The organism is Novosphingobium sp. HR1a, assembly GCF_015594425.1.
Lineage (GTDB): Bacteria > Pseudomonadota > Alphaproteobacteria > Sphingomonadales > Sphingomonadaceae > Novosphingobium > Novosphingobium resinovorum_A.
In genome coordinates this window covers 1-21,801 of sequence record NZ_JABXWS010000030.1, presented here as the reverse complement: position 1 = coordinate 21,801, position 21,801 = coordinate 1, and the positions used below count along the sequence as shown (strand labels likewise).

General features: G+C 67.5%; 19 protein-coding genes and 1 pseudogene. 6 read left to right on the top strand and 14 right to left on the bottom strand.

Annotated features, from left to right (window positions below; all coding sequences use genetic code 11):
- Window positions 1-59: 59 nt before the first annotated feature.
- The 4 genes from HWN72_RS05845 to HWN72_RS05830 form a co-directional block, all read right to left on the bottom strand.
- Window positions 60-374: a hypothetical protein gene (locus HWN72_RS05845; RefSeq protein ID WP_231958137.1), complete on the bottom strand. Its 315-nt coding sequence runs from the start codon at window positions 372-374 to the stop codon at window positions 60-62.
- Between the two features lie 59 nt (window positions 375-433).
- Window positions 434-1,195 (bottom strand): spermidine synthase, encoded by a 762-nt coding sequence (locus tag HWN72_RS05840; RefSeq protein WP_211149966.1) that lies wholly within the window; start codon window positions 1,193-1,195, stop codon window positions 434-436.
- On the bottom strand, window positions 1,192-1,506 hold the full coding sequence (locus HWN72_RS05835; protein ID WP_008830880.1) for a DUF6481 family protein: 315 nt from the start codon (window positions 1,504-1,506) through the stop codon (window positions 1,192-1,194). Before HWN72_RS05835 ends, HWN72_RS05840 begins: the two co-directional genes overlap by 4 nt.
- Before the next feature lie 83 nt (window positions 1,507-1,589).
- Window positions 1,590-1,796, bottom strand: a complete 207-nt coding sequence (locus HWN72_RS05830) for a cold-shock protein (RefSeq protein ID WP_008830881.1) — start codon at window positions 1,794-1,796, stop codon at window positions 1,590-1,592.
- Window positions 1,797-2,277: 481 nt separating this feature from the next.
- Here HWN72_RS05830 and argJ point away from each other — a divergent pair, with 481 nt between their 5' ends.
- Genes argJ through HWN72_RS05815 form a run of 3 tightly spaced genes read left to right on the top strand, consistent with a single transcriptional unit; the run spans window position 2,278 to window position 4,950 of the window.
- The gene (gene argJ, locus HWN72_RS05825; protein ID WP_008829657.1) at window positions 2,278-3,504 is read left to right on the top strand and encodes a bifunctional glutamate N-acetyltransferase/amino-acid acetyltransferase ArgJ; all 1,227 of its coding nucleotides are present in this window, start codon (window positions 2,278-2,280) and stop codon (window positions 3,502-3,504) included.
- Between the two features lies 1 nt (window position 3,505).
- Window positions 3,506-4,144, top strand: a complete 639-nt coding sequence (locus tag HWN72_RS05820; protein WP_069707607.1) for a glutathione S-transferase family protein — start codon at window positions 3,506-3,508, stop codon at window positions 4,142-4,144.
- Window positions 4,141-4,950: an inositol monophosphatase family protein gene (locus tag HWN72_RS05815; RefSeq protein ID WP_083274566.1), complete on the top strand. Its 810-nt coding sequence runs from the start codon at window positions 4,141-4,143 to the stop codon at window positions 4,948-4,950. The genes HWN72_RS05820 and HWN72_RS05815 overlap by 4 nt, the downstream gene beginning before the upstream one ends.
- A 191-nt stretch (window positions 4,951-5,141) precedes the next feature.
- Here the strand turns inward: HWN72_RS05815 and trxA are convergent, their stop codons facing one another.
- The 7 genes from trxA to HWN72_RS05780 form a co-directional block, all read right to left on the bottom strand.
- Complete coding sequence (gene trxA / locus HWN72_RS05810; RefSeq protein ID WP_069707606.1) at window positions 5,142-5,462, bottom strand: thioredoxin; 321 nt, start codon at window positions 5,460-5,462, stop codon at window positions 5,142-5,144.
- 79 nt (window positions 5,463-5,541) lie between these two features.
- Window positions 5,542-9,036 carry a double-strand break repair helicase AddA gene (addA, locus tag HWN72_RS05805; RefSeq protein WP_211149965.1) on the bottom strand — a complete coding sequence of 1,165 codons (3,495 nt, stop codon included), beginning with the start codon at window positions 9,034-9,036 and terminating at the stop codon, window positions 5,542-5,544.
- A complete protein-coding gene (locus tag HWN72_RS05800; RefSeq protein ID WP_069707604.1) occupies window positions 9,033-12,008 on the bottom strand; it encodes a PD-(D/E)XK nuclease family protein in 2,976 nt (991 codons plus the stop codon). The genes addA and HWN72_RS05800 overlap by 4 nt, the downstream gene beginning before the upstream one ends.
- Entirely contained in the window at window positions 12,001-12,720 is a 720-nt protein-coding gene (locus HWN72_RS05795; RefSeq protein WP_069707603.1) for a nucleotidyltransferase family protein, read from the bottom strand. The genes HWN72_RS05800 and HWN72_RS05795 overlap by 8 nt, the downstream gene beginning before the upstream one ends.
- Complete coding sequence (locus HWN72_RS05790) at window positions 12,717-13,715, bottom strand: aminoglycoside phosphotransferase family protein (RefSeq protein ID WP_069707602.1); 999 nt, start codon at window positions 13,713-13,715, stop codon at window positions 12,717-12,719. The genes HWN72_RS05795 and HWN72_RS05790 overlap by 4 nt, the downstream gene beginning before the upstream one ends.
- Entirely contained in the window at window positions 13,712-14,158 is a 447-nt protein-coding gene (gene tsaE / locus HWN72_RS05785) for a tRNA (adenosine(37)-N6)-threonylcarbamoyltransferase complex ATPase subunit type 1 TsaE (RefSeq protein ID WP_069707601.1), read from the bottom strand. The genes HWN72_RS05790 and tsaE overlap by 4 nt, the downstream gene beginning before the upstream one ends.
- A gap of 13 nt (window positions 14,159-14,171) precedes the next feature.
- Complete coding sequence (locus HWN72_RS05780; RefSeq protein WP_069707600.1) at window positions 14,172-16,523, bottom strand: PAS domain-containing sensor histidine kinase; 2,352 nt, start codon at window positions 16,521-16,523, stop codon at window positions 14,172-14,174.
- A 471-nt stretch (window positions 16,524-16,994) separates the two neighbouring features.
- Between HWN72_RS05780 and HWN72_RS05775 the strand changes: the two genes are divergently transcribed.
- Complete coding sequence (locus HWN72_RS05775) at window positions 16,995-17,309, top strand: helix-turn-helix transcriptional regulator (protein WP_008829667.1); 315 nt, start codon at window positions 16,995-16,997, stop codon at window positions 17,307-17,309.
- Between the two features lie 100 nt (window positions 17,310-17,409).
- Here HWN72_RS05775 and ahcY read toward each other — a convergent pair whose 3' ends face one another.
- On the bottom strand, window positions 17,410-18,819 hold the full coding sequence (gene ahcY / locus HWN72_RS05770) for an adenosylhomocysteinase (RefSeq protein ID WP_008829668.1): 1,410 nt from the start codon (window positions 18,817-18,819) through the stop codon (window positions 17,410-17,412).
- A 132-nt stretch (window positions 18,820-18,951) separates the two neighbouring features.
- Window positions 18,952-19,464, bottom strand: a complete 513-nt coding sequence (locus HWN72_RS05765; RefSeq protein WP_008829669.1) for a hypothetical protein — start codon at window positions 19,462-19,464, stop codon at window positions 18,952-18,954.
- Between the two features lie 320 nt (window positions 19,465-19,784).
- Here HWN72_RS05765 and HWN72_RS05760 point away from each other — a divergent pair, with 320 nt between their 5' ends.
- Window positions 19,785-20,264, top strand: coding sequence for a peroxiredoxin (locus HWN72_RS05760; RefSeq protein WP_069707599.1), 480 nt, complete (start codon window positions 19,785-19,787; stop codon window positions 20,262-20,264).
- Between the two features lie 147 nt (window positions 20,265-20,411).
- Window positions 20,412-21,092, top strand: coding sequence for an SDR family NAD(P)-dependent oxidoreductase (locus HWN72_RS05755; protein WP_069707598.1), 681 nt, complete (start codon window positions 20,412-20,414; stop codon window positions 21,090-21,092).
- Here HWN72_RS05755 and HWN72_RS05750 read toward each other — a convergent pair.
- Window positions 21,055-21,801 (bottom strand): annotated as a pseudogene (locus HWN72_RS05750) (hypothetical protein); the annotation flags it as partial. The gene HWN72_RS05755 and the pseudogene HWN72_RS05750 sit on opposite strands and share 38 nt — an antisense overlap.

Below are 21,801 nucleotides of genomic sequence, written 5' to 3'. Positions count from 1 at the left end.
CCGAACGACCGGGCGCGTGAATAAGCTCGCGAGGATGCGAAAGTTGCCGGGCGGCGCGCTTATTGGCGCGCGCGGTCTATCCCGGTGAACACCGCTGGCACGGCGACCGGCGCGAAGGCGACCGGCTGCTGCGGCGCATGAAGCCGCGTGTTGCGCAGTCCCGGTTCGGGCAGCCGCGCAAGGGCGACCGGCGCACGCGGCGCCTTGGCGGCGACTTCATGGGCGGCCAGGACCTGCACCGCCGACACCCGCGACACAAACGCCTCGGCCGGGCCGACTTGTGCGGCGAGCCCGGTAAGCAGGGCAAGCAGGGTCAGGATCAGGCGATGGGCCATAGGGAACGTCAGATAGGGTCGATGACGGGATGTGTCCACATGCGTTTGCGGCAAAGCGCACGTGGGCCTGCTTGCCCCGACTATCGACACGCAGGCGCTCAAGGCTTGCGGGCGAACAGGATCACGTGCTCCAGATCATCGCCGCCGACGGTATCGCCGGTCATCGCCTCGACCGGCACGACCTCGACCGTGAAGCCCGCTTCCGCCAGCAACGCGGCGAACGCCGCATCGGGCGCCGCAGACCAGATTGCAAGCATGCCACCGGGACGCAGTGCCCGCATCGCCGCGTCCAGTCCTTCGCGGGAATAGAGCCAGTCGTTGATGCGCCGGGTCAGCCCTTCCGGGCCGTTGTCGACGTCGAGCAGCACCGCATCGTAGGCACCGCGCGCCGAATCGATGAGGATCGCCACATCGTCCTGCACCAGCTGGACGCGCGGATCGTCGAGGCATTCGCCGGTGTAGACCCGCATCGGGCCGAGCGCCCAGTCGATGATCTGCGGGACGATCTCGGCCACGGTCACTTCGGCGGCGTCGTCCAGAACGGCCAACGCCGCACGCAAGGTGAAGCCCATGCCATAGCCGCCGATCAGCCACTGCGGATCGGGACGCAGGCCAAGCCGATCGCATGTCATCGTGGCGAGCGCTTCTTCCGACGCGTAGAGGTCGGTGCTCATGAGTTCGTGGCGATCGAGGAGAATGACGAACTCGCCTTCGCTGCGCACCAGGCGCAGGCGATCGCCGTTCGGCACATAGGCGACGTCGATCAGTTCGTCGCCTTCTTCAAGCTGGAGGCCGGGGCCTGGAGCGGATTCGAGGACCGGATGGTCGTCCGCAGGCGCGGCGGCCTCGGCCGGGATCACTTACGGCGGGCTTTGCGCGCGGCGTAGCGGGCATCTCGCGCGGCCTTGCGCTCTTCCTCGGTCAGTTCGGGCTTGGGCGCGTTCGCAGCGGCAGCTGCGGCCTTTTCCTCGGCTTCGCGCTCGCGGCGTTCCTTGGCGGCCTGGCGCTTTTCGGCCTGGGCCTGCTCGCGCGCCTGCGCCTTGGCGATACGCTCGGCCTGAACGGCGGGATCGATGGGGGTCTTCGCCTTGAGCTTTGCGAGCGCCTTTGCACGCGCTTCGGCTGCGGCGTTACGGCGGGCGTCGAAGCCCGGTTCCTTGTATGCTGCCATTACCTGCTACTTGATCTCTTTTTCATGCGTACCGTGCTGCAGGCAAGCGGGCCGACGATGCCGGAACCCGCCTGCCGCAAGGTTCAGGCGACCTGGAGGTTCACCGCGGAAGTCTTGCCACGGCGATCGGTTTCCAGCTCGTACGACACGCGCTGGTCGCGGTCGAGCGTACGCAGACCGGCGCGCTCCACAGCCGAAATGTGCACGAAGGCATCGCCGCTGCCGTCCTCGGGCGCGATGAAGCCATAGCCCTTGTCGGCATTGAAGAACTTCACAGTTCCGGTGATCATGAACTTATTCCCTTATCCGTATCGTCTACGGCCTCGAACCCGCTTGGCACGAACCGCGCCTCTGGGGCCACTGAGAATAAGGAGTGCGATTGAGACGCCCAACATTCGACCAGGGCGACATCAGCGGCGGCGCTATAGCAGCGTTCGCGAGCCCTGTCACTGTTCACGCGGCGGGCACTGCTTGATACCCTGAAAAGCGCGGTTTCCTACAGGCATATGGCGACGGTAATTTGCGGGCGATGATCCTCCCCGCCCGCCCCCCTGCTCCTCCCGCGCCGTGGCGTCGCAAGGTGACACATTGCGCGTACAAGGTGACAGGTTTACCTCGCAAGGTGACACTTTCAGGGCCGGATGTGTCACCTTGCAGGGCCAAGGTGACACCTTTTCCCTCTGGACCGTGTCAACCGTGTAAACCTGCGTCACCTTGCGCGGCCGCCGAACCGCCCTTGACCTGCAACACCCACACGCTAGGCAACCCGCCATGTCCTACCCCGTCTCCCCGCTCGCCTCGCCCTTCCCCGCCCTGCCCGAGATCGCGGGGGTCGTGCCGCATGTCGTGCGCGCCGGCTACAAGGACTGGGGCCGCTGCGACCTCACGTACGTCACGCTGGAGGAAGGCACCGCGGTCGCGGGCGTTTTCACGAAGAACGTATGCTGCTCGTCCGAGGTCGATCTCGGCCGCGAGAACGCGAAGCTCGGCCGCGCCCGCGCGCTGGTGGTGAATGCGGGCAATTCCAATGCCTTCACCGGCTATCGCGGGCGCGAGGCGGTGGAGCAGATCATGGAGCAGGTCGCCGCGCACATCGGCTGTCCGAAGGAGCAGGTCTTCGTCTCCTCGACCGGCGTGATCGGCGTGCCGCTGCCCAAGGACAAGGCACGCGAGGGTGTGGAAAAGGCCCTCACCGCCGAGCCCTGCAGCTGGGAAGACGCCGCCAATACCATCGCCACCACCGACACTTTCGCGAAGGGCGCCGCCGCCACCGCCATGGTCGGCGATACCAAGGTGAAGATCAGCGCCATCATCAAGGGTTCCGGCATGATCGCGCCCGACATGGCGACGATGCTGGGCTACCTGTTCACCGACGCCGCCGTGGAGCCGGGCTTCCTGCAGGCCTGCCTTTCCGCCGCGAACCTGCGCACGTTCTCGTGCATCACCGTCGATTCGGACACCTCGACCAGCGACACCGTCCTCGCCTTCGCCACCGGCAAGGCGGGCAATGCACCGATCACCGGCTTCGACAGCCCCGGCGCCCACGCCTTCGCCGCCGCGATCCATGACGTCTGCCGCCAGCTCGCCCACCTCGTCGTGCGTGACGGTGAAGGCGCGCAGAAGTTCATCGCCGTCTCCGTATCGGGCGCGGTGTCGGACGAGAGTGCCCGCAAGGTCGGCATGGCGATCGCCAACTCCCCGTTGGTCAAGACCGCCATCGCCGGCGAGGACGCCAACTGGGGCCGCGTCGTCATGGCCGTCGGCAAGGCCGGCGAGCCAGCCGACCGCGACAAGCTCTCGATCGGCTTCGGCGGCACCTGGGCCGCGCAGCAGGGCCTGCCGCTGGCAGACTACGACGAGGCGCCCGTCGCCGCGCATCTCAAGGGTCAGGACATCTCGATCGAGGTCGATCTCGGCCTCGGCGAAGGCACCGCAACCGTGTGGACCTGCGACCTGACGCACGGCTACATCTCGATCAACGCGGACTACCGGAGCTGATATGACTGCACCGTTCTTCACGATCTGGGGCCGCCTGAACTCGCACAACGTCAAGAAGGTGGCCTGGTTCGCCGAGGAACTGGGCCTCAAGTACCAGCGCCATGACATAGGCGGAAGGTTCGGCTTCACCGATGAATACCTCGCCAAGAACCCCAACCGCCTGATCCCCACGATCGAGGACGGCAAGGTGGTGCTGTGGGAATCGAACGCGATCCTGCGCTACATGGCGGCCGAATACGGCGGCGCTGCATGGTTTGCCGCCGATCCCATCGACCGTGCCCTCGCCGACCGCTGGATGGACTGGCAGTTCACCTATGCCGACGCGCAGCGCGCGCCGTTCCTCGCCACGGCGCGCCAGTCGCCGGATCAGTGGGACCATGCCGCCATCGCCAAGGGCATCGCCGACTGCGCGAAGCAGTTGGCGATCATGGACACGTACCTCACCGGCAAGCCCTGGCTCTCGGGCGCGCAGTTCGGCATCGGCGACATTCCCATGGGGGTCTACGCCTACACCTGGTTCAACCTGAAGTTCGACGCCTTCGGGATCGAGCAGCCGGAGTTCCCTGCCATTGCCGACTGGTACGCGCGCATCGTCAAGCGCCCCGGCTTCGCCGCGCAGGTGATGATCCCCCTGACATGATGACGCCCGCCCTTCACGCCGCCGTCGAGACGATCATGCGCGAGGCGAGCGAGCACGCGATCCTCCCGCACTACCAGAAGCTCGCCGCCAGCCAGATCGACGCCAAGGCCCCGGACGACGTCGTCACCGTGGCCGACAAGCAGGCCGAAGCGCTGCTGACCGAGCGCCTGTCCACGCTCCTGCCCGAAGCCGACGTGGTGGGCGAGGAAGCCGCCTTCGCCGATACCTCGGTGATGGAGCGCCTGAAGGACCGCCTGTGCTGGATCGTCGATCCGCTCGACGGCACCAACAACTTCGCCGCCGGCAAGCCGCCCTTCGGCGTTCTCGTCGCGCTGGCGGAAAAGGGCGAGACGATCGGCGGCTGGATCCTCGACTGCCTGACCGGCCGCTTCTGCCGCACCGACCTCGGCGGCGGCGCCTGGATCGACGGGGAACGGATCACCGCGCGCACCACCGGGGCCGAGCCGCCGGTCGCCGCGATCTCGACGATCTTCCTCGATGACGGCGCGCGCGAGAAGGTGCTCACGCACATCGCCCCGCACTACACCCTGGTCGATATCCCGCGCTGCGCGGCCGAGCAATATCCCCGCCTCGTGAATGGCGCCAATGACATCTCGGTGTTCAACCGCACCCTGCCGTGGGACCACGCGGCGGGCGTCCTGTTCCTCAACGAGGCAGGCGGCAAGGCGGCAAGGCCGGACGGCAGCGCCTACCGCGTGGACGAGTACGAACGCCGCGACCTGATCGGTGCGTCGAGCCCGGCGCTGTGGGATGCGTTTGCGGACGTGGTGGCAAGGCTAGGCTGACGGCCGGGGCTCTTTGCCCACCCCGTCCGGCTAGTTCGCTTCGCTCTCAAGCCTACCGGGCCTCCCGCAAGCGGGAGGGCTGTCCTTTCTCCCCTCCCGCTTGCGGGAGGGGTCTGGGGTGGGCCTTCTCGCAAAAAGAAAACCCCCGCCGTTCCCACGGCAGGGGCCTCTTCAACCTCAGACCTAAGCGATCAAAGTTCGCTTTCGATCCAGCCCTTCAGCGCGCTCTTGGGAGCGGCGCCGAGCTTCTTGGCCACCGGCTGGCCGTCCTTGAACAACACCAGCAGCGGGATCGACTGCACACCGATCGCCGAGGGCGTCTCGGTGTTGGCCATGATGTCCATCTTGGCGATAGTGACCTGCTCGCCCAGTTCCTCGGCGATTTCCTCAAGGGCGGGAGCGATCATCTTGCACGGACCGCACCAGTCGGCCCAGAAATCGACGAGGACGGGCTTGTCGGACTTGAGGACGTCGGCCTCGAAGCTGGCATCGGTGACGGCAATAGTGGACATCGATTGACTCCTGAACTTTAGAATTGGGCGACAACTTAGGGATGAAACCCGGCGACGCAACGCCGGAGCGGAGAAAGCATTACTCGCGCGGCTCCAAGACGGGCTTGTGCGCCGCCAGCACCTCGGCGGAAACCGCGATCAGGCGCGGGACGGCCGTGTAAAGCAGCGCGACTTCCACCGTCCGCCCCGGGAAGGTCGCTTCCAGCGCGGCGGCATAAGCGCCCATCTGGCGCAGCACGCCGCGCGGCACCGCCTGCAAGCTATCGGGCGGCCGCCGCGCGCTCTTGTAATCGACCAGACGCACGCGGCCCGGCTCGATCACCAGCCGGTCGATCGTGCCCGCAACCACCTGCCCGCCGACCACCGCCGCGACCGGCACTTCGGCAAGGCTGTCGGGACCGAACAGGTCCGCCCACTCCGGATTGCCGAGCACCGTGAGGGCGCTGGCCAGCAGGGCTTCACGGTCCGCCGGTGCAAGATCGACGGCGTGGCGGGCCAGCCACCCTCGCCCGGCATCCTCACGCACCGCTGCAGCCACGTCCGGCAGGCGTTCGAGCAACTTGTGGACCAGCGTACCGCGCCGCGCTGCATCGCGGCCGGCACCGGGCGGGAACGGCGGATCGGGCGCGTCCTCCTCACCCAGCGAAGATGGTGCGAGCGGGCGCGGCGGACGCGGTTCGGCGGGCGGCCCGCGCTCCAGCCAGCGCGGCAGCGGCTCACGCAGGTCGAGCATCGGTCCACCACCTTGCTTTCCAGCCTTGACCGGAACCGGAGCGGCGGGCTGACCATGCTCGCAGCGTGCACCCCATATTGGATCGCCGACTTCTGCCTCGGCCGGAAAAAGCGCCCGCAACCTCGCGTACCAGCTCTTCGGACTAGGCTCCCCCTTGTCGCGGCTGGTGAGAGCCCCGCCGACGAACAGAGCCTCCTCCGCCCGCGTCATCGCTACGTAGAGCAGGCGCCAGTGCTCCTGCTCGTCCGCCCGCTTGCCCTCGTCCAGCCGCGCGGCGATGCGGCCCTGCTTCTCGTCCTTCGAGAGTGGCGGCAGCGGGATCGCGCGCGCCTCGTTGGCGGGATCGGGCAAGTCGATGCCCCGTTCGCGCGCATTGTCCGGGTTGCTCGTCGCGTCGGCGAGAATTACGATCGGCGCCTGCAGGCCCTTCGAACCATGCACCGTCATCACCCGGACGAGGCCCGCAGCATTGTCCGCCTCTCGTTTCAACTCGCCATCGCCCGCGTCGAACCACGCGAGGAAGCCCGCAAGGCTCGGCGTATCAGTGACGGCATAAGCCTTGGCGGCATTGACCAGTTCGTCGATCGGATCGTTCGCTTCCGAGCCCAGCCGGGCCACCAGCCGCCGCCGCCCCTGCCACGGGCCGACCAGCAGCCACTGCAGCAAGTCCTGCGGCGGCGCATAGTCGGCGCGCTTCAGCACCTCGCCCAACTGGTCCATGACCGCCGCAACCTCAGGCTCGCGCGAACGGCGCAAGTGCTCCCACAGCCGCGTGTGCCTCTCGCGGTAGCCATGGGCCAGAAGCTGCTCCTGGCTCCACCCGACCAGCGGCGAGACCAGCAGCGCCGCAAGGTTGAGGTCGTCCAGCGGCTGCACCGCGAAGCGCAGCGCCGCGACGAGATCCTTCACCGCCAGCGGCGCGCCGAGGCGCAGGCGATCGACGCCCGCCACCGGCACCCCGGCGGCATGGAGCCGCGCGACGATCAGCCCGGCCAGTTCCTTCCTCTGGCGCACCAGCACCATGATATCGCCCGCCTGCGCGCGGCGCGGGTTGCCCTTGACCAGAGTGAAGCCAGGTCCTTGCACGTCCAGCCAGTCACGCACCTGCAGCGCGATACGCTCCGCCATCTGGCGGTCGGGGCGCGAGAGCCAGTCGGGCGTAGCGCCTTCCTCGTCCGGCAGTTCGTCGTCCTCGGCATCGGCCGCATCGCTGACCGGATGCCAGAGCGCCACGTAGCCCGGTCGTTCCTGCCCCTGGTGCGGATCGGCGGGACGGTCGAGCCCGAAGTTTGCGTGGCCGATCCCGGCGATGGCCCGGTCCACGAAGTCGAGCACCGTCTGCGCCGTGCGGAACGAGCGGTCGAGGCCGTACTCCCGGAACTCGGGCGGCGCGAAGCTGTCGCGCAGCATTTCGGCGTTCTGTGCCGCCTGCCCCATCTCGCGCCGCACGCGCTCGGCGGCGCGGCGGAAGTTCTCCGGGCTGGTGCCCTGGAAGCGGAAGATCGCCTGCTTGTAGTCGCCCACGACGAACAGCGTGCGCATGAGGTCTTCGTGCTGGCCCAGCCCTGCCCAGAACTCCCCCGCCATCGCGAAGATGATGTCCCACTGCGCCGCGTTGGTATCCTGCGCCTCGTCGACGAGGATATGGTCGAACCGGCGATCGAGCTTGTAGCGGATCCAGTCCGCCTGCGCTTGGTTGGCCAGCAGATCGGCGGCGCGGCGGATCTGGTCGTCGAAGTCGATCAGCCCCTCGCGCTGCTTGGCCGCATCCCAGGCCATCGCGAAGGCACGGCCGAGCCGCAGCGCCGGGACCAGCCGATCCGCCAGCGCCAGTAGCGCACGCATCGCTCTGATCTCAAGGATGCACTCAATCACCCGTGCGGCGGAATCCGCATAGCCCGGGTCAAGCTTATCCTGCGACTTGCTGGCCTTGGGCTCGTTCTTCTGAGTCAGGAACTCCTTCGCCAGCGCGTCGAGGCTGTCCAGCCGCTGCGCCCCGTTGCCGAGCAGCCATTCGCTGATCGCATCGACCGCGCCAAGCCCGGTCTTGGTGCCCCACTCGGCGTTGACCGCCATGCAGTGCCGCAGCGATCGCACGTCGAACGCCGCATCCTCGCACCGCGCCGCCAGCGAGGCTTGATCCGCATCGGACGGCAGGCCCAGCAGCCGCAGCACGTTGCCGCGCATGTCGCCCGTTTGCCAGCTGCCAGGTCCGAACCACGCCTCGCGCGCCGAAGCGCAGCGCAGCAGGAACGCCATCACCGCATCGGGGCCATGGCGCAGCGAAAGCTTTTCGACCGCCTGCAGCAAGGCGGGATTTCCACCCTCCGCATCGACCAGCAGGTCGGCCAGTACCTGCCGCGCCAGAAGGTCGCGCTCGCGATCCTCCATCGGGCGGCTGCCGGGAATGAGATCGGCCTCCAGCGGAAACGTCGCCAGCAGCCATTGCGAGAAGGCATGGATCGTGTCGATCCGCAGCCCGCCGCCCGGACTGTCGAGCACCGAGGCGAACAGCGTGCGGGCCCGCGCGAGGTTCTCGTCGCTCGCCAGCGCCCCGATCGCGGCAAGGCGCGCGCGCAGATCGAACTCGCCGAGCCGCACCCATTCGGCCAGCGTACCGTTGATGCGCGCGGCCATTTCGGTCGCGCCAGCCTTGGTGAAAGTCAGGCACAGGATCTGCGAGGGATCGACGTCCGGCTGCAGCAAAAGCCGCAGCACGCGCGAGGACAACACCTGCGTCTTGCCCGTCCCGGCAGAGGCGGAAAGCCACACGGTCTCCTGCGGATCGACCGCCAGCATCTGGTTGCCGTGAAGCGGATGGACGGTAGCCGGGCCGCTCATGCTGCGCCCTCCGGCCTGTTGCCGAGCGAGGTGATCCATTCGTCCAGCCGCATGAGCTGGTCGTAGTCGGCATAGCTGCCCAGTTCCGGGTTCAGCCGCGCGGTGAAGGCTTCCTCGCCGAGAATCCAGCGGTCGAGCGCGTCATTGAGGTAGCGCAGCGTCTCGGGCAGGAAGTCCTCGCGCGGGATGCCGGATTTCTTGCGGCCTTCCAGCACCGGCTCGAACATGTAGCCCATCGTGCCGTCCTTGCCCTTGGCCATCGACCAGTATTCGAACGAATCCGCCACGCCCTCGACACCCTCGAAGCCGCCGTCCCTCGCGATCAGCGCGATCAGGCCCAACTGCAGCGCAAAGCCCTCCTGCACGCGGCTGCCCGTCGGCGGCTGGCCGGTCTTGTAATCGACCACGGCAAGGCTGCCGTCCTCGCGCAGGTCGATGCGGTCGGCGCGGCCGTGGATGCGCACGTCGCGGTGGCGCATGTCGCCCCACTTCTCGACCGCAACGACCTCGCGGCCCGTGGCCTTGGCATCGAGGATCATCGTCTCGAACGTCTCCAGCGCAGCGGAGAGGCGCGGCCACCACAGCACGCGCATCAGCGGGTGGGCGTTCTGCTCGGTCAGCACGCCTTGCGCGATGGCATGGAGGCCGCCAGCCGGCTCACCTGCCTTGTGCCAGCGCTCCATGATCAGGTGCGCGACCTCGCCCTTCCACGCCGCGCTCGGCTCGGCATCCAGACCGTCGAGGCTGCGCAGGCCGAGGATGGCGCTGGCGTAGAACTGGTACGGATCGCCGCGCAGCCGGTCGAGCCCGGTGACCGAGACGTCCACCTTGCGCTGCTCGGCCGAGGGCATCGGCTGCGGGCGCGGATGCGCCGCGACCGGCGCCGCATCGTCGAGCAGGCGGGCGAGGCGCACGGCCTCGCCCTCGATGTGGCGTTCCAGCTGGTCGCCCAGCATCGCGCGCACGCGCAGCACGAAGCGTGAGGGGATCACCGGACCGCCCTCGTCCCGCTGCGCCCAGCTCAGCACCACCTCGGGCGCGCCGAGCGCGGCAGCAAGGTCGTGCGCGGAAAGGCCGATGCGAAAGTCCGCGCCGGGCACGCCCAGAGCACGCAGCACGGCGGGCGGCAGCAGCGCATCCTGCGCCGCCGTCCCCGGCCAGACGCCCTCGACCAGACCGCCGCAGATGACCAGATCGGCACGGCTCATGCGCGCTTCGAGCAGGCCGTAGACCGAGACGCGCGGATGCCCGCCCCAGGGCGGACGCACCGAGACGCGGTCCATCGCATCGCGCAGCACCGCATTGATCTCGCGCGGGTCCAGCAGCGTGCCTGCCGCGCCCGCTGCGCCGCGCAGTTCCTCCACGAAGGCGCTGAGCGCGCGGCCGTCCGCCCCGCCCCACAGCGCCTCGCCGCAAAGCGCCTCGGCGGCGGCGGCGATGAGGCCCAGCAGACGGTCCAGCGGCTCCGTCTCGCCGAGCGCGAACAGCGGCGTCAGGATCGCCTCGATCCCGGCCCACCATTCACCCAGCTTCGCGCCTTCTGCCCTGGCCGCCAGCGGAGCGAGCCCGGCCCCGGGGCGCGGCCCTCGCAATTCGAGGTCCAGCTTGCGGGCATTCTCCAACCAGCGCGGGCGGCCCGGCCCGGCTCCAGTCAGCGGATGGACGAGCAGCGCGATCAGCGGCACCGGCGCGGCCTGCTCGGCGACGACTTCGGCCAGAAGCAGCAGCAGGCGGCCAGCGGCGGTCTGCGGCAGCGGGCGACCGGCGGTGTCATCCGCCTCGATCCCCCAGCGCTCCAGATGGCTGACGACTCGCGCCGCCAGCCCCCGGTCGGGCGAAACGAGCGCGACGCGGCGCTCGGGTGTCTCCAGCGCCTCACGGATGAGCACGGCGATCGCCTGCGCCTGCTCGCCGGGATGCGTGCATTCCATCAGACGCACACCGCTCAGGCGGCGCTGCTCGGGCGGCAGATCGACCCATGCGGCGGAAGCGCGCGGCGGCAGGAACAGGTTGGAGATCGCGCGGCTGCGCTCGGGCGGCGCGGCGGCAAGGCCGGAGCGGTGCCACGGCTGCACTTCACCGCGCGCAATGCCCATCCGGTTCAGCAGCAGCTTGAGATGGTATTGCGGATGGGTCACCGCATCGCCGCGCGCGAAAGGCGGCTCACCGACCTCGGCCGGAGCGCCGGCGACGCCCAGTTCCTCCCACACCTCGTCGGCGAGCGACAAATCGAGATCGGGCAGGACGACGAGGCCCTGCGGCATCTCGCTGACCACGCGCAGCAATCGCGCCAGCGCGGGCGAGGCGCCGGTGACACCGGCGGCGATGACTGGATATGGCGGAGGCTCTTCCCGCCAGCGCGCGGCGGCATGGTCGAACAGGCGATTGCGACGGTCCGGTGCGTCGATCTCCCCGCGCGCGGCCAACTCGGCGATCCAGTGCTGCTGCACCATCAGGAAGCTGCGGGTATTGTCGCTCCAGTGCCCGGCAAGATCGCCGACGATGCCGATGACGCGCTCCGACATCAGGTCGATCGGCGCGATCTCCTCGGCCAGCAGGCGGTCCATGGTGCGGCCGATCTCGAAGGCGCGGCGCAGCAATGCCGCCCCGGTTCCCGCAGCATCGCCCTCCACCTCACGCAAATGATGCGCAAGGCGCAGCCAGCGGCGCGTCGGGTCGGCGGCGGGCGGGATGTCCGCCGCGCCCAGCGGATCGAGCAATGGCCCAAGCGCTTCGTCGAGATCGAGATCACCCACCGCGACCATGCGCGGCAGCAACATGCCGCTCCCCGAATGACGCACGAAAGCCTCGGTCATCGTGCGGATCGTGCGGCGGCTCGGCAGCAGCAGCGTCAGCCGCGCGAGGGCGATCTCATCCTTCGCATAGCGCGGGATGAGCCCGGCGACGAGAGCGTCGGCGAAACCACGATGCGCAGCAATGGAGTAGACTTTCGGACCCGTCCGGTCAGGCACGGGTCAGCCATTCCTCGGTCGGCCTGATGGCGGCGGGCTCGCCCACTTCGAACCACAGGCCCTGATGCGAGATGCCGTAGAGGCGACCTTCCTCGATCGCGCGGCTCCACAGGATGTTGGTGGAGAACGCGCCCTCGGGCGCATCGCGCAGCAGGCGCTTCGACACGAGCTGGATGCCGGTGTAGATGAACGGCGCCACCCGCCCCTGACGGCGGCGCGAGACGCGACCATTGGGATCGAGGTGGAAGTCGCCCTCGCCGCGATAATTGAGCGCGCGGGTGTGCGGCACCATCAGCAGCAGCGCGTCCATCCGCTCCGCATCCCAGGCCTGCGAGAGTTCGGCAAAGACGTCCTGCGGGCCGTCGAGCCAGATGTTGTCGCTGTTCAGGCAGAAGAACGGATCGGGCAGCAGATCGGCCGCCCTGACCATGCCGCCGCCGGTTTCCAGCAACAGTTCGCGTTCGTCGGACAGGGTGACGGCAGGCGCGATCTTGCGGACCTTGAGATGGCCTTCGAGCGCGTCGGCCATGTAGTGCGCATTGACCACCGCCTTCGTCACGCCCGCATTGCCGAGCTTGTCGAGCGCATGGTCGATCAGCGACTTGCCCGCCACGCGCACCAGTGGCTTGGGCTGGGTGGCGGTGAGCGGGCGCATGCGCTTGCCCAGCCCTGCGGCGAGCACCATCGCGGTGTCGCTGGCGAGAGGCTTCATCGGGCGAACTCCCCGCCGTTCGCCTCGCGCAAGGCGGCGGGGATGTTGGCGTCGAACCATGCCGCGACCGGCGCCATCGCGGGATGGGCAAGGTCGCGCTCCATCGCCGCCCAGACGCGCGGGATCAGGTCGAGGTAGCGCGGCTTGCCGTCACGGCGCCACAGCCGCACGAAGATGCCGACGATCTTGGCGTTCCGCTGCGCGCCGAGCCGCGCGTAATCGGCGAGGAAAGTGTCGACGTCCGTGCCCGTCTTCTGCACGTAGCGATCGAACATCTGCGCCTCCAGCTCGGGCGCAACTTCGCGCCGGGCATCCTGCAGCAGCGAGACGAGGTCGTAGGCCGGATGACCGACCAGCGCGTCCTGGAAGTCGAGCAAGCCCTGCTTCTCGAGGCTGCCGAGCAGCATGATGTTCTCGGCATGATAGTCGCGCAGCACCGTGACGCCCGGGCGCTGGCGCGGCAGCAGCGGCGAGAGCGCCTGCTCCCACGCGCTCACGAAGCCTGCGGCATCGACGTAGAGGCTCTGCGCGGTGCAGTACCAGTCGATGAACAGCTTCACCTCGCGGATATATTCCGCCAGCGAGTAATCGAGGAACGGCCCGGCGGGCAGCTGGTGCAGCTTCGCCAGCGCGTCGATCGCGGCGGAGTAGACCGCCGCTTCGTCCGCTGGCCACTGGTCGAGATAATCGCGCATGCGCGCCTCGCCGAAGTCCTCCATCAGGATGAGGCCCTTGTCGGGCTTCTCCGCGAGGATGCGCGGCGGGCGCAGGCCGTTGTCGTCGAGCCAGTGCGCGGCGCGCAGGAACGGGCCGATGTCCTCCTGCGGCGGCGGCGCATCCATCAGCATCGCAGTGGCGCCATCGACACTGCGGATACGGAAATAGCGGCGGAACGAGGCATCGCCCGGCAGCGGCTCGACAGCCGCGCCTCCCCAACCGGCGGCGGCGAGAAAGGCATCAAGGCCCTCGGGAAAGTTCGCGTGTTCGAGCGTCATACAGGTATACGCCCTAGCCAATCCGCCCCGCCTTCGACAATGGCGATCCGACCGTCCTCGACAACTTCCAGCGTGATCGAGAGGCAGCCCGGCTCATGTGCGAAGCCGCCCGCGTGATCGGGCCACTCGGCGATGAGCACCGCGCCCTCGCGGTAATCGTCGAGGCCGATCTCCTGCGCCTCGTCGGGATGGTTCAGGCGGTAGAAGTCGGCGTGAACCAGCGGCAGGCGGACGGCAGGCGGGTCGTAAGGCTCGATGATCGCGAAGCTGGGTGACGGCACTTCGCCCTCATGACCAAGCCCGGCGATGATCGCGCGCGCCAGCGTGGTCTTGCCCGCGCCGAGACCGCCGGTCAGTGCGATCACGTCGCCGGGGAGCAGCGCATCGGCGAGCTTGCGGCCCCATGCGTCCATCGCCGCGAGGTCTGGCAGCGGCAATCTCATGCCAATGTTCCTCTCATGGCAGTTCGATCAGCGCGCTGGTGCCCTTGCCCGGCTCCGATTCGAGCCGCAGGCTGCCACCGTGCGCCTCCACCAACTGGCGGGCGAGCGGCAGGCCGAGGCCGTCGCGGCTCTCCACCTTGCCGTCGGCGCTGACCTTCATCCCGTCGAGCGCGCGGGCGAGCGTGCGACTGTCCATTCCGGCTCCCTTGTCCTGCACGAGGATCTGGATCGCATCCCCCTCTCCGGCTTTGCGCCGCGAAAGCTGGACGAGAATGCGCCCGCCGCGCGTCGAGGCGGCGATGGCGTTGTCGACGATGTGCCCCAGCGCCCGCGCCAGCCTTCGCCGGTCGGCCACCAGTGGACGCAGCAGGCCCTTGGCCTGCAGGTCGAGCGTGAGGCCCGCCTTCTGCAACCGCCCTGCCCGTTCCTCGACCACCGAGCGCACGAAGGGCATCGGGTCGATTTCCTCGAACTTGAGCGGCAGCAGGCCCGCCTCGCTCTGCGACAGGTCGAGCAGGCTGTCGATGTGATCACCCAGTTGCTGCGACGCCTCGATGATCGAGCCGACATAGTCGCGCCCGGAATCGTTGAGGTCGCCGCCGATGCCGAGGTCCAGCATCTCGGCAAAACCGCCGATCGAGGTCAGCGGCGTGCGCAGTTCCTTGCTCATGTTGGCGAGGAAACGGGTCTTGATCGCATCCGCCTCGATCAGCGCGGCATTGCTTTCGCGCAGGGCCTGCTCCGCCTTCATCGAATCGGTGATGTCGAGCACCGCGAGCAGGCCATTGCCGTCCGGCAGCGGCACGCCCGCATATTCCAGCACGCGCCCGTCGGCGAGGCCGATGCGCCCGCCCGTCTGCGCGCGGTCGAGCGTCGCGGCGCGCACGACGTTGCCCACGGTTTCCGCCTCGACCGGGCGCTTGAGGCGCGAGGCGATCTTCTTGAGCAGCGCTTCCACATGCGGATGGGTGTCAAGGAATTCGCTCTCCAGCCCCCAGTCGGCGGCGAAACGGCGGTTCCATATCTGCATGCGGCCATCGGGCGCGAAGACCGCGACCGATTCGAACAGGCTGTCGAACGTGGCGGTGCGGGTGCGCAGCAGGGTGTCGCGCACGGCGGAAAGGCGCAGCTGTTCGGTGCGATCCTCGACGATCAGCAGCAGCCCGCCATCAGGGACCGGCTGGGCGACGATGCGCAAGTGCGTGCCGTCCGCGAGCGTCCAGCTTTCCTCCTGCGTCGAGCCTGCCGAAAACCAGCCCGCCTTCTCGCGCCGCCATGCTGGGAAGTCGCGCACCTCGGGCACGCGGCCCGCATCGCGCGCAGCATCGAGTAGGCGCTCGAAGGCGGGCGGATCGACGAGGATACGCCCGTCGAGCTTGAACAGGCGCTGGAACGGCTGGTTGGCGAAAGCGAGCCGCCGCTTGGCGTCGAACTGCGCCACGCCCGCGGAAAGCTGGTCGAGCAAGGCCCGCTGCGCCTCGCGGAAGGCGCGGAAGGAGCGCGACATCTCCTCCAGATCCTCGATGTCCACCGCGTAGCCCGCGACGCCGTCGTCCCCCAGCGGCAAATCGCTGACGCGCAGGGCGCGGCGCTGGCCATCAATGGTGGTCGAGACGATGCGCTCGATCGGGATGCCCTTTTCAGCCGCCTTCCGGGCGACTTGTCCCGGGGCGAGGCCATCGACCGATTCGATCAGTTCGATGCCCTTGACGACCACGTCGTCTGCGTTCTTGGCGCCCACGGCGGCGACGTAGGCATGGTTGACCAGTTGCAGTTCGCCATCCGGGCGGCGGAACCACATCGGCATCGGCGCGGCCTCGATCAGCGAGACGAGCGCGTGGAAGTCACCGCGCGCGCGGGCGGCTTCGTCACGCAGGCGGACGAGTTCGGTCTCGCTGTCGGAAAAGTCGAAGACCCAGACCAGTGCGGCGCCGCCGGGCGAGACTTGCGGGTCGGCGAGGTGCCCGCGCAGCGCAAGGCTGCGGCTGGAGCCATGCGGCGTCACCGCCATGCGGAACGGCGCGGCGGTCTTCTGGCAGCGGCGAACGGCCTCGGTCAGTTCGGCGAGTTTCTCGGCGGGCAGGCCGCGATCATTTCCATCCAGTTCGGAGAGGAACTGCGGCACTTCGTCCAGCCCCAGCCACTGCGCGAGGCGCGGAGAAGCCTCGATCCGGCCGTCCGTGCGCACCAGCAACGGGAGCGCGGGCGATTCCTCGACCATGCGGCCGAGGCGGCGGGCGGAGCGCAACTGCGCCTCGGCGCGGTTTTGGCGCGAACGCGCGGACAGCACCGCCCAGGCTGCGGCAATCGTCCAGGCGCCGAGCAGCAGGCCGATCAGGAGAGGCAGGAAACGCGAGAATTCCATCGCCACAGGCTATGATGCGCGCGGATGGCCCTGACAATGGGGGATGGCGCGAAAGCGGTAGATACGCGGGTTGGCCGACGGATCGACGTTCACGCCCTCTTGTTTACGACACCGTCATAAGCCCCTCCCGTCCATCATGCGTGACATTCACGAAAATTATCGGCGACAGGTTAGGGCGGGTGGGAAAGTGGATTCCCACGGATAGCAGGTCAGGAAGACGCCCCCGCCTTTCCTTACCCCTCCGGAGCTATGGCCAATCCGCCGATCGCCACGCACAATATGGAGAAAGCATGGTACGGCGTCGAAGCCTGCGGCTGCCCAAATGAATAGGCAAAATAACTAGGCAATCGAAATAAGACTATATCATCAAAAGAGAATTTTCATTTTGATGGAACAGTTAATAAATCTTCACTGTGTCTCACGGATAAAAATTTCCAATGTTCCCAAAATCATAAGGGAACCCCATGGGTAATGACGAACAACCGCGGCTACAACGGCCTGACACGCCGGCAAAGCCAGTGCCTGGCCCTGGTAAATCAGGGGATGACCTCAAAGGAGATCGCCCGGCAACTCGATCTTTCGCCATCGACGGTGGATAATCACCTGCGAGAAGCCATTGTGCGTATGGGAAAGAACAATCGGCAGGAGGCCGCGCGCGATTTCGCGTTGGCGCACCTCCAGGTGGACCAATCCGAACGTTTGCCGGGAGATTGTTTACCCCGCGCGATGTCACTCGTCCGCCTTGATGACATCGGACCGTTCACCGTATTCATATGTAAGAATTGATCAGCCATTATTTAGGCTTTTGCACCTCGAATGACTGCGGAACGCAAAAAGGGCGCCTCCTTTAAAGAGACCCCCCTTCTGCATCGACATCAAACCGTGATCAGTAGCGGTAGTGGTCCGGCTTGAACGGACCCGCTTCCGGCACGCCGATGTAGTCGGCCTGCTTCTTCGAAAGCTTGGTGAGCTTCACGCCCAGCTTTTCGAGGTGCAGCGCGGCGACCTTCTCGTCGAGGTGCTTGGGCAGCACGTAGACGTCGTTCTTGTAGGCGTCGTTCTTGGTGAACAGTTCGATCTGCGCCAGCGTCTGGTTGGTGAAGCTGGCCGACATCACGAAGCTGGGGTGGCCGGTGGCGCAGCCCAGGTTCACCAGGCGGCCCTTGGCGAGCACGATGATCTGCTTACCGTCCGGGAAGGTCACGAGGTCGGTGCCCGGCTTCACTTCCTTCCACTCGTAGTTGTCGAGCGCCGAGATCTGGATCTCGCTGTCGAAGTGGCCGATGTTCGAGACGATCGCCTTGTCCTTCATCGCGGCCATGTGCTCGCCGGTGATGACGGCTTCGTTGCCAGTGGCGGTCACGAAGATGTCGGCGCGCGAAACCGCGTCCTCCATGGTGACGACCTCGTAGCCCTCCATCGCGGCCTGCAGCGCGCAGATCGGGTCGATCTCGGTGACGAGGACGCGGGCGCCGCCGTTGCGCAGCGAAGCGGCCGAGCCCTTGCCGACGTCGCCGAAACCGGCGACGCAGGCGACCTTGCCGGCCAGCATCACGTCGGTGGCGCGGCGGATCGCGTCGACCAGCGATTCACGGCAACCGTAGAGGTTGTCGAACTTCGACTTGGTGACGCTGTCGTTCACGTTGATCGCGGGGAACGGCAGCTTGCCGTCCTTGGCGAGGTGGTAGAGGCGGTGAACGCCGGTGGTGGTCTCTTCCGAAACGCCCTGGATCGCCTTGACCGAAGCGGTCAGGTAGCCCGGCTTGGCCTTGAGGAAGGCGTTCAGCGCGCGGACGAACTCGATTTCCTCGGCATTGCTCGGCTCGAACAGCGTCTCGCCCGCTTCGACGCGCGCGCCCCACAGGGCGAACATCGTGGCGTCGCCGCCGTCGTCGAGGATCAGGTTGGCGGTGAGGTCGGGATTGCCCTCGCTCGACCAGTCGAAGATCTTGCCGACATAGTCCCAGTAATCGGCCAGCGATTCACCCTTGATCGCGTAGACCGGGATACCGGCGGCGGCGATGGCGGCGGCGGCGTGGTCCTGCGTCGAGAAGATGTTGCAGGTGGCCCAGCGCACTTCCGCACCGAGAGCCACCAGAGTCTCGATCAGCACGGCGGTCTGGATCGTCATGTGCAGCGAACCGGTGATGCGCGCGCCCTTAAGCGGCTGCGACGCGCCGAATTCCTCGCGCAGCGCCATCAGGCCCGGCATTTCGGTCTCGGCGATGGCGATTTCGGTGCGGCCGAAGTCGGCGAGGCCGATGTCGGTGATGGCGTAGTCGGGGGTGGTGGCCACGTGGGACTCCTGAAGATTGCGTCACGCCGGCGCCGCGCGCGGAAAACCACCCGCGAGCGGCGCCGGTACTGCCGCGTCCCTACCCGCTCCGCATCAGCGAGGCAAATATAAAGATAGCTTTATATGTTCTGTTCAACGCATGGCCAGAGCCATGAGGATGGGCGGCTGGCGCTCCAAGAGCTGCCCCGCGACTTCCACCAGCGTTGCGCGGCCCTGCACCGTGGCGAGTCCCTGCGTGATCGAGCGCAACTGGTGGCACGAGAGCCAGGGATGGCCGCCGCCGTACTCGTTGGCCATGACCACGCTCATGCGGTCGAGCGGCCCGCCCGAGGCGTCGGCGGCATCGCCGAGTTCGGCGCGCAGCTGGGCATTCGCCTCGTTGAGTTCGGACATGTGGCTGCTGGTGAACTTGCCGTAGTCCTCCATGAAGTCGTCCGCCGTGGTGCGGCATCGCAGGCCGGTCACCATCAGCATGATGTCCATGCGGCGCAGCTTCTGCGCCTCGCTCGGGCGAGCCGTCGGCGGTGCGACGACGGTATGAGGTGCCTCCGGTACTGCCGATTGCGCGAGTGCCGGTGTTGCCGCACCGAGCCCGCACGCGAGTGTCACGGCCAGCCACGGCCGCTTGATTCCGATCCTGATCATTGCCCTGTTCCCCGCAGGCAAATCGCCTGACCGAACGGGAATGTCATCGATTGCATACCGCGATCTGAAGAACCACGGTTAACGCATTTTCACGATGAAAATCCCCGCAAAATGGCCGGTTGAACGATCACGAATGACCACATCGGACGCCCTTTGAGAGCATGAGTGAACGTATCCCCGGACGCCGCCGCGACACGCCTTGCTCGGCGCCCGGCTCACGGCGCGAATCGAAATTCCCGCAGGTGCGGCGTTGCCCATCCGGGCGCTCGGCCTATATCTGCGCGGCAAAGCCGTTTTGCTGTCATGAAAGGACGAATGCCATGGCCATCTCCGTTGGCGACACGCTGCCCGACGTAAAGCTCATCAAGGTCGGCGAAAGCGGCCCCGAGCCGGTGCAGTCCTCCGAATACTTCGCGGGCAAGAAGGTCGCGTTCTTCGCGGTTCCCGGCGCGTTCACCCCGACCTGCTCGGCCAAGCACCTGCCCGGCTTCGTCGACAAGGCGGAAGAGTTCAAGGCCAAGGGCATCGACGAGATCGTCTGCACCTCGGTCAACGACGCCTTCGTGATGGGCGCCTGGGGCAAGGCCGCCGAGGCATCGGACGTGACCCTGCTGGCTGACGGCAACGCCGACTTCGCCAAGGCGGTGGACCTGACCATGGACGGTTCGGGCTTCGGCATGGGCACGCGCAGCCAGCGCTACTCGATGGTCGTCAACGACGGCGTGGTCGAGCAGCTCAACGTCGAGGCGCCCGGCTCGTTCGAGGTCAGCTCGGCGGAGCACATGCTCGGCCAGCTCTGAGGCTGAGACATATCGGCAAAAGGGCGCCCTTCCATGCGGAGGGGCGCCCTTTTCGTATCGGCGGGGCGGTGGAATGGCCTCGTACCTTGGCCTTGGCGGGGTGCGCGGGTAGCACTTGTGCGAACAATTCATTTCAGGGGTTAGATCATGGCGCGCTCGGTTATCGTCACCGGTGGTTTCGGGGTTCTGGGGCAGGCAGTGGCGCAGGCCTTCGCTGCGGCGGGAGACAAGGTCGCCCGCGTGGACTTCGCGAAGACCGCGCATGAGCCGCTGGACGGCGCGCTCGACATCGGCGGGGTCGACCTGACCGATGCGGCCTCCACCCAGGCCGCGCTCGACACGGTCGCGGCGGCGCATGGCGGGGTGGACGTGCTGGTCAACGTCGCGGGCGGCTTCACCTGGGAGACGCTGGAGGACGGCTCGATCGATGCCTGGGTGAAGATGCAGGCGATGAACCTGCTGACCGGCGCGACGATCACCAAGCTCGCCCTGCCCGCGCTCAAGGCTTCCGCAGCGGGCCGGATCGTCAACATCGGTGCGGGCGCGGCGGGGAAGGCGGCGGCCGGCATGGGTGCCTACACCGCGTCGAAGTCGGGCGTCCACCGGCTGACCGAGGCGCTGTCCGAGGAGCTTTCCGGCACCGCCGTCACCGTCAACGCGATCCTGCCGAGCACCATCGACACGCCGACCAACCGCGCCGACATGCCGGACGCGGACTTTGCGACATGGGTGCAGCCCTCGGCGATCGCGGATGTGATCGTGTTCCTCGCCTCGGCACAGGCGCGGGCGATCAGCGGGGCGCTGATCCCGGTGACGCGCGGCGGATGATGCGCGGCACGTAGACGACGATGCCTTCGCCTGCATAGATCCGCTGCCATGCCCGGCTGCGGGCGAGTGCCTCGGCGAGCGGCGCATTATGGTCATCGTCGAGCACGAAGGCGGCCGGGTTCCACTTGTGCACGACGTCGACGAGCGGGACGATGCCGTTCTCGATCCCGCCATTGTACTGCCATTCCTCGCGCGCGTAGCGGTAGTAGCGGCCGTCGTAGGCGACCTTCCAGTCCGGGTAGCCGGTGTCGATGATGACGCCGCCGAACGGGAAATCGCCGTAGACCGTCCCGCGCACTCCGAATTTGCGCAAGTGCTCCACCGCTTTCAGCGGCAGGGTCGGCGCGAAGCGGGTCGGGGCGAGCAGCGGGGTGACCACAGCGACGAGCGCGAGCGGAGCCAGCACCGTCAGCCATTCCGAACGGGCGGGTTTCGCGCCCTCCTTTCCGGCAGCGCGGGCGATCACCGGCACCATCGCCACCGCCCAGAACAGCACGAAGCGATAGGCCGTCAGCGTCATCACCGAAAGGCCGATGACGACGGCGATTTCCGCCAGATCGACGCACCCGCCCCGACGCACGATCAGCCAGAGCGTCAGCACGGTCACCACCAGCACCGGCAGGGCATTGGCGTAGTTGGCGGGTGTCCAGATCGGGAACCACTCGCTCGCGCCGATGGCTATGCTCGCCTGCGCGTTGGCAGCCGAGGT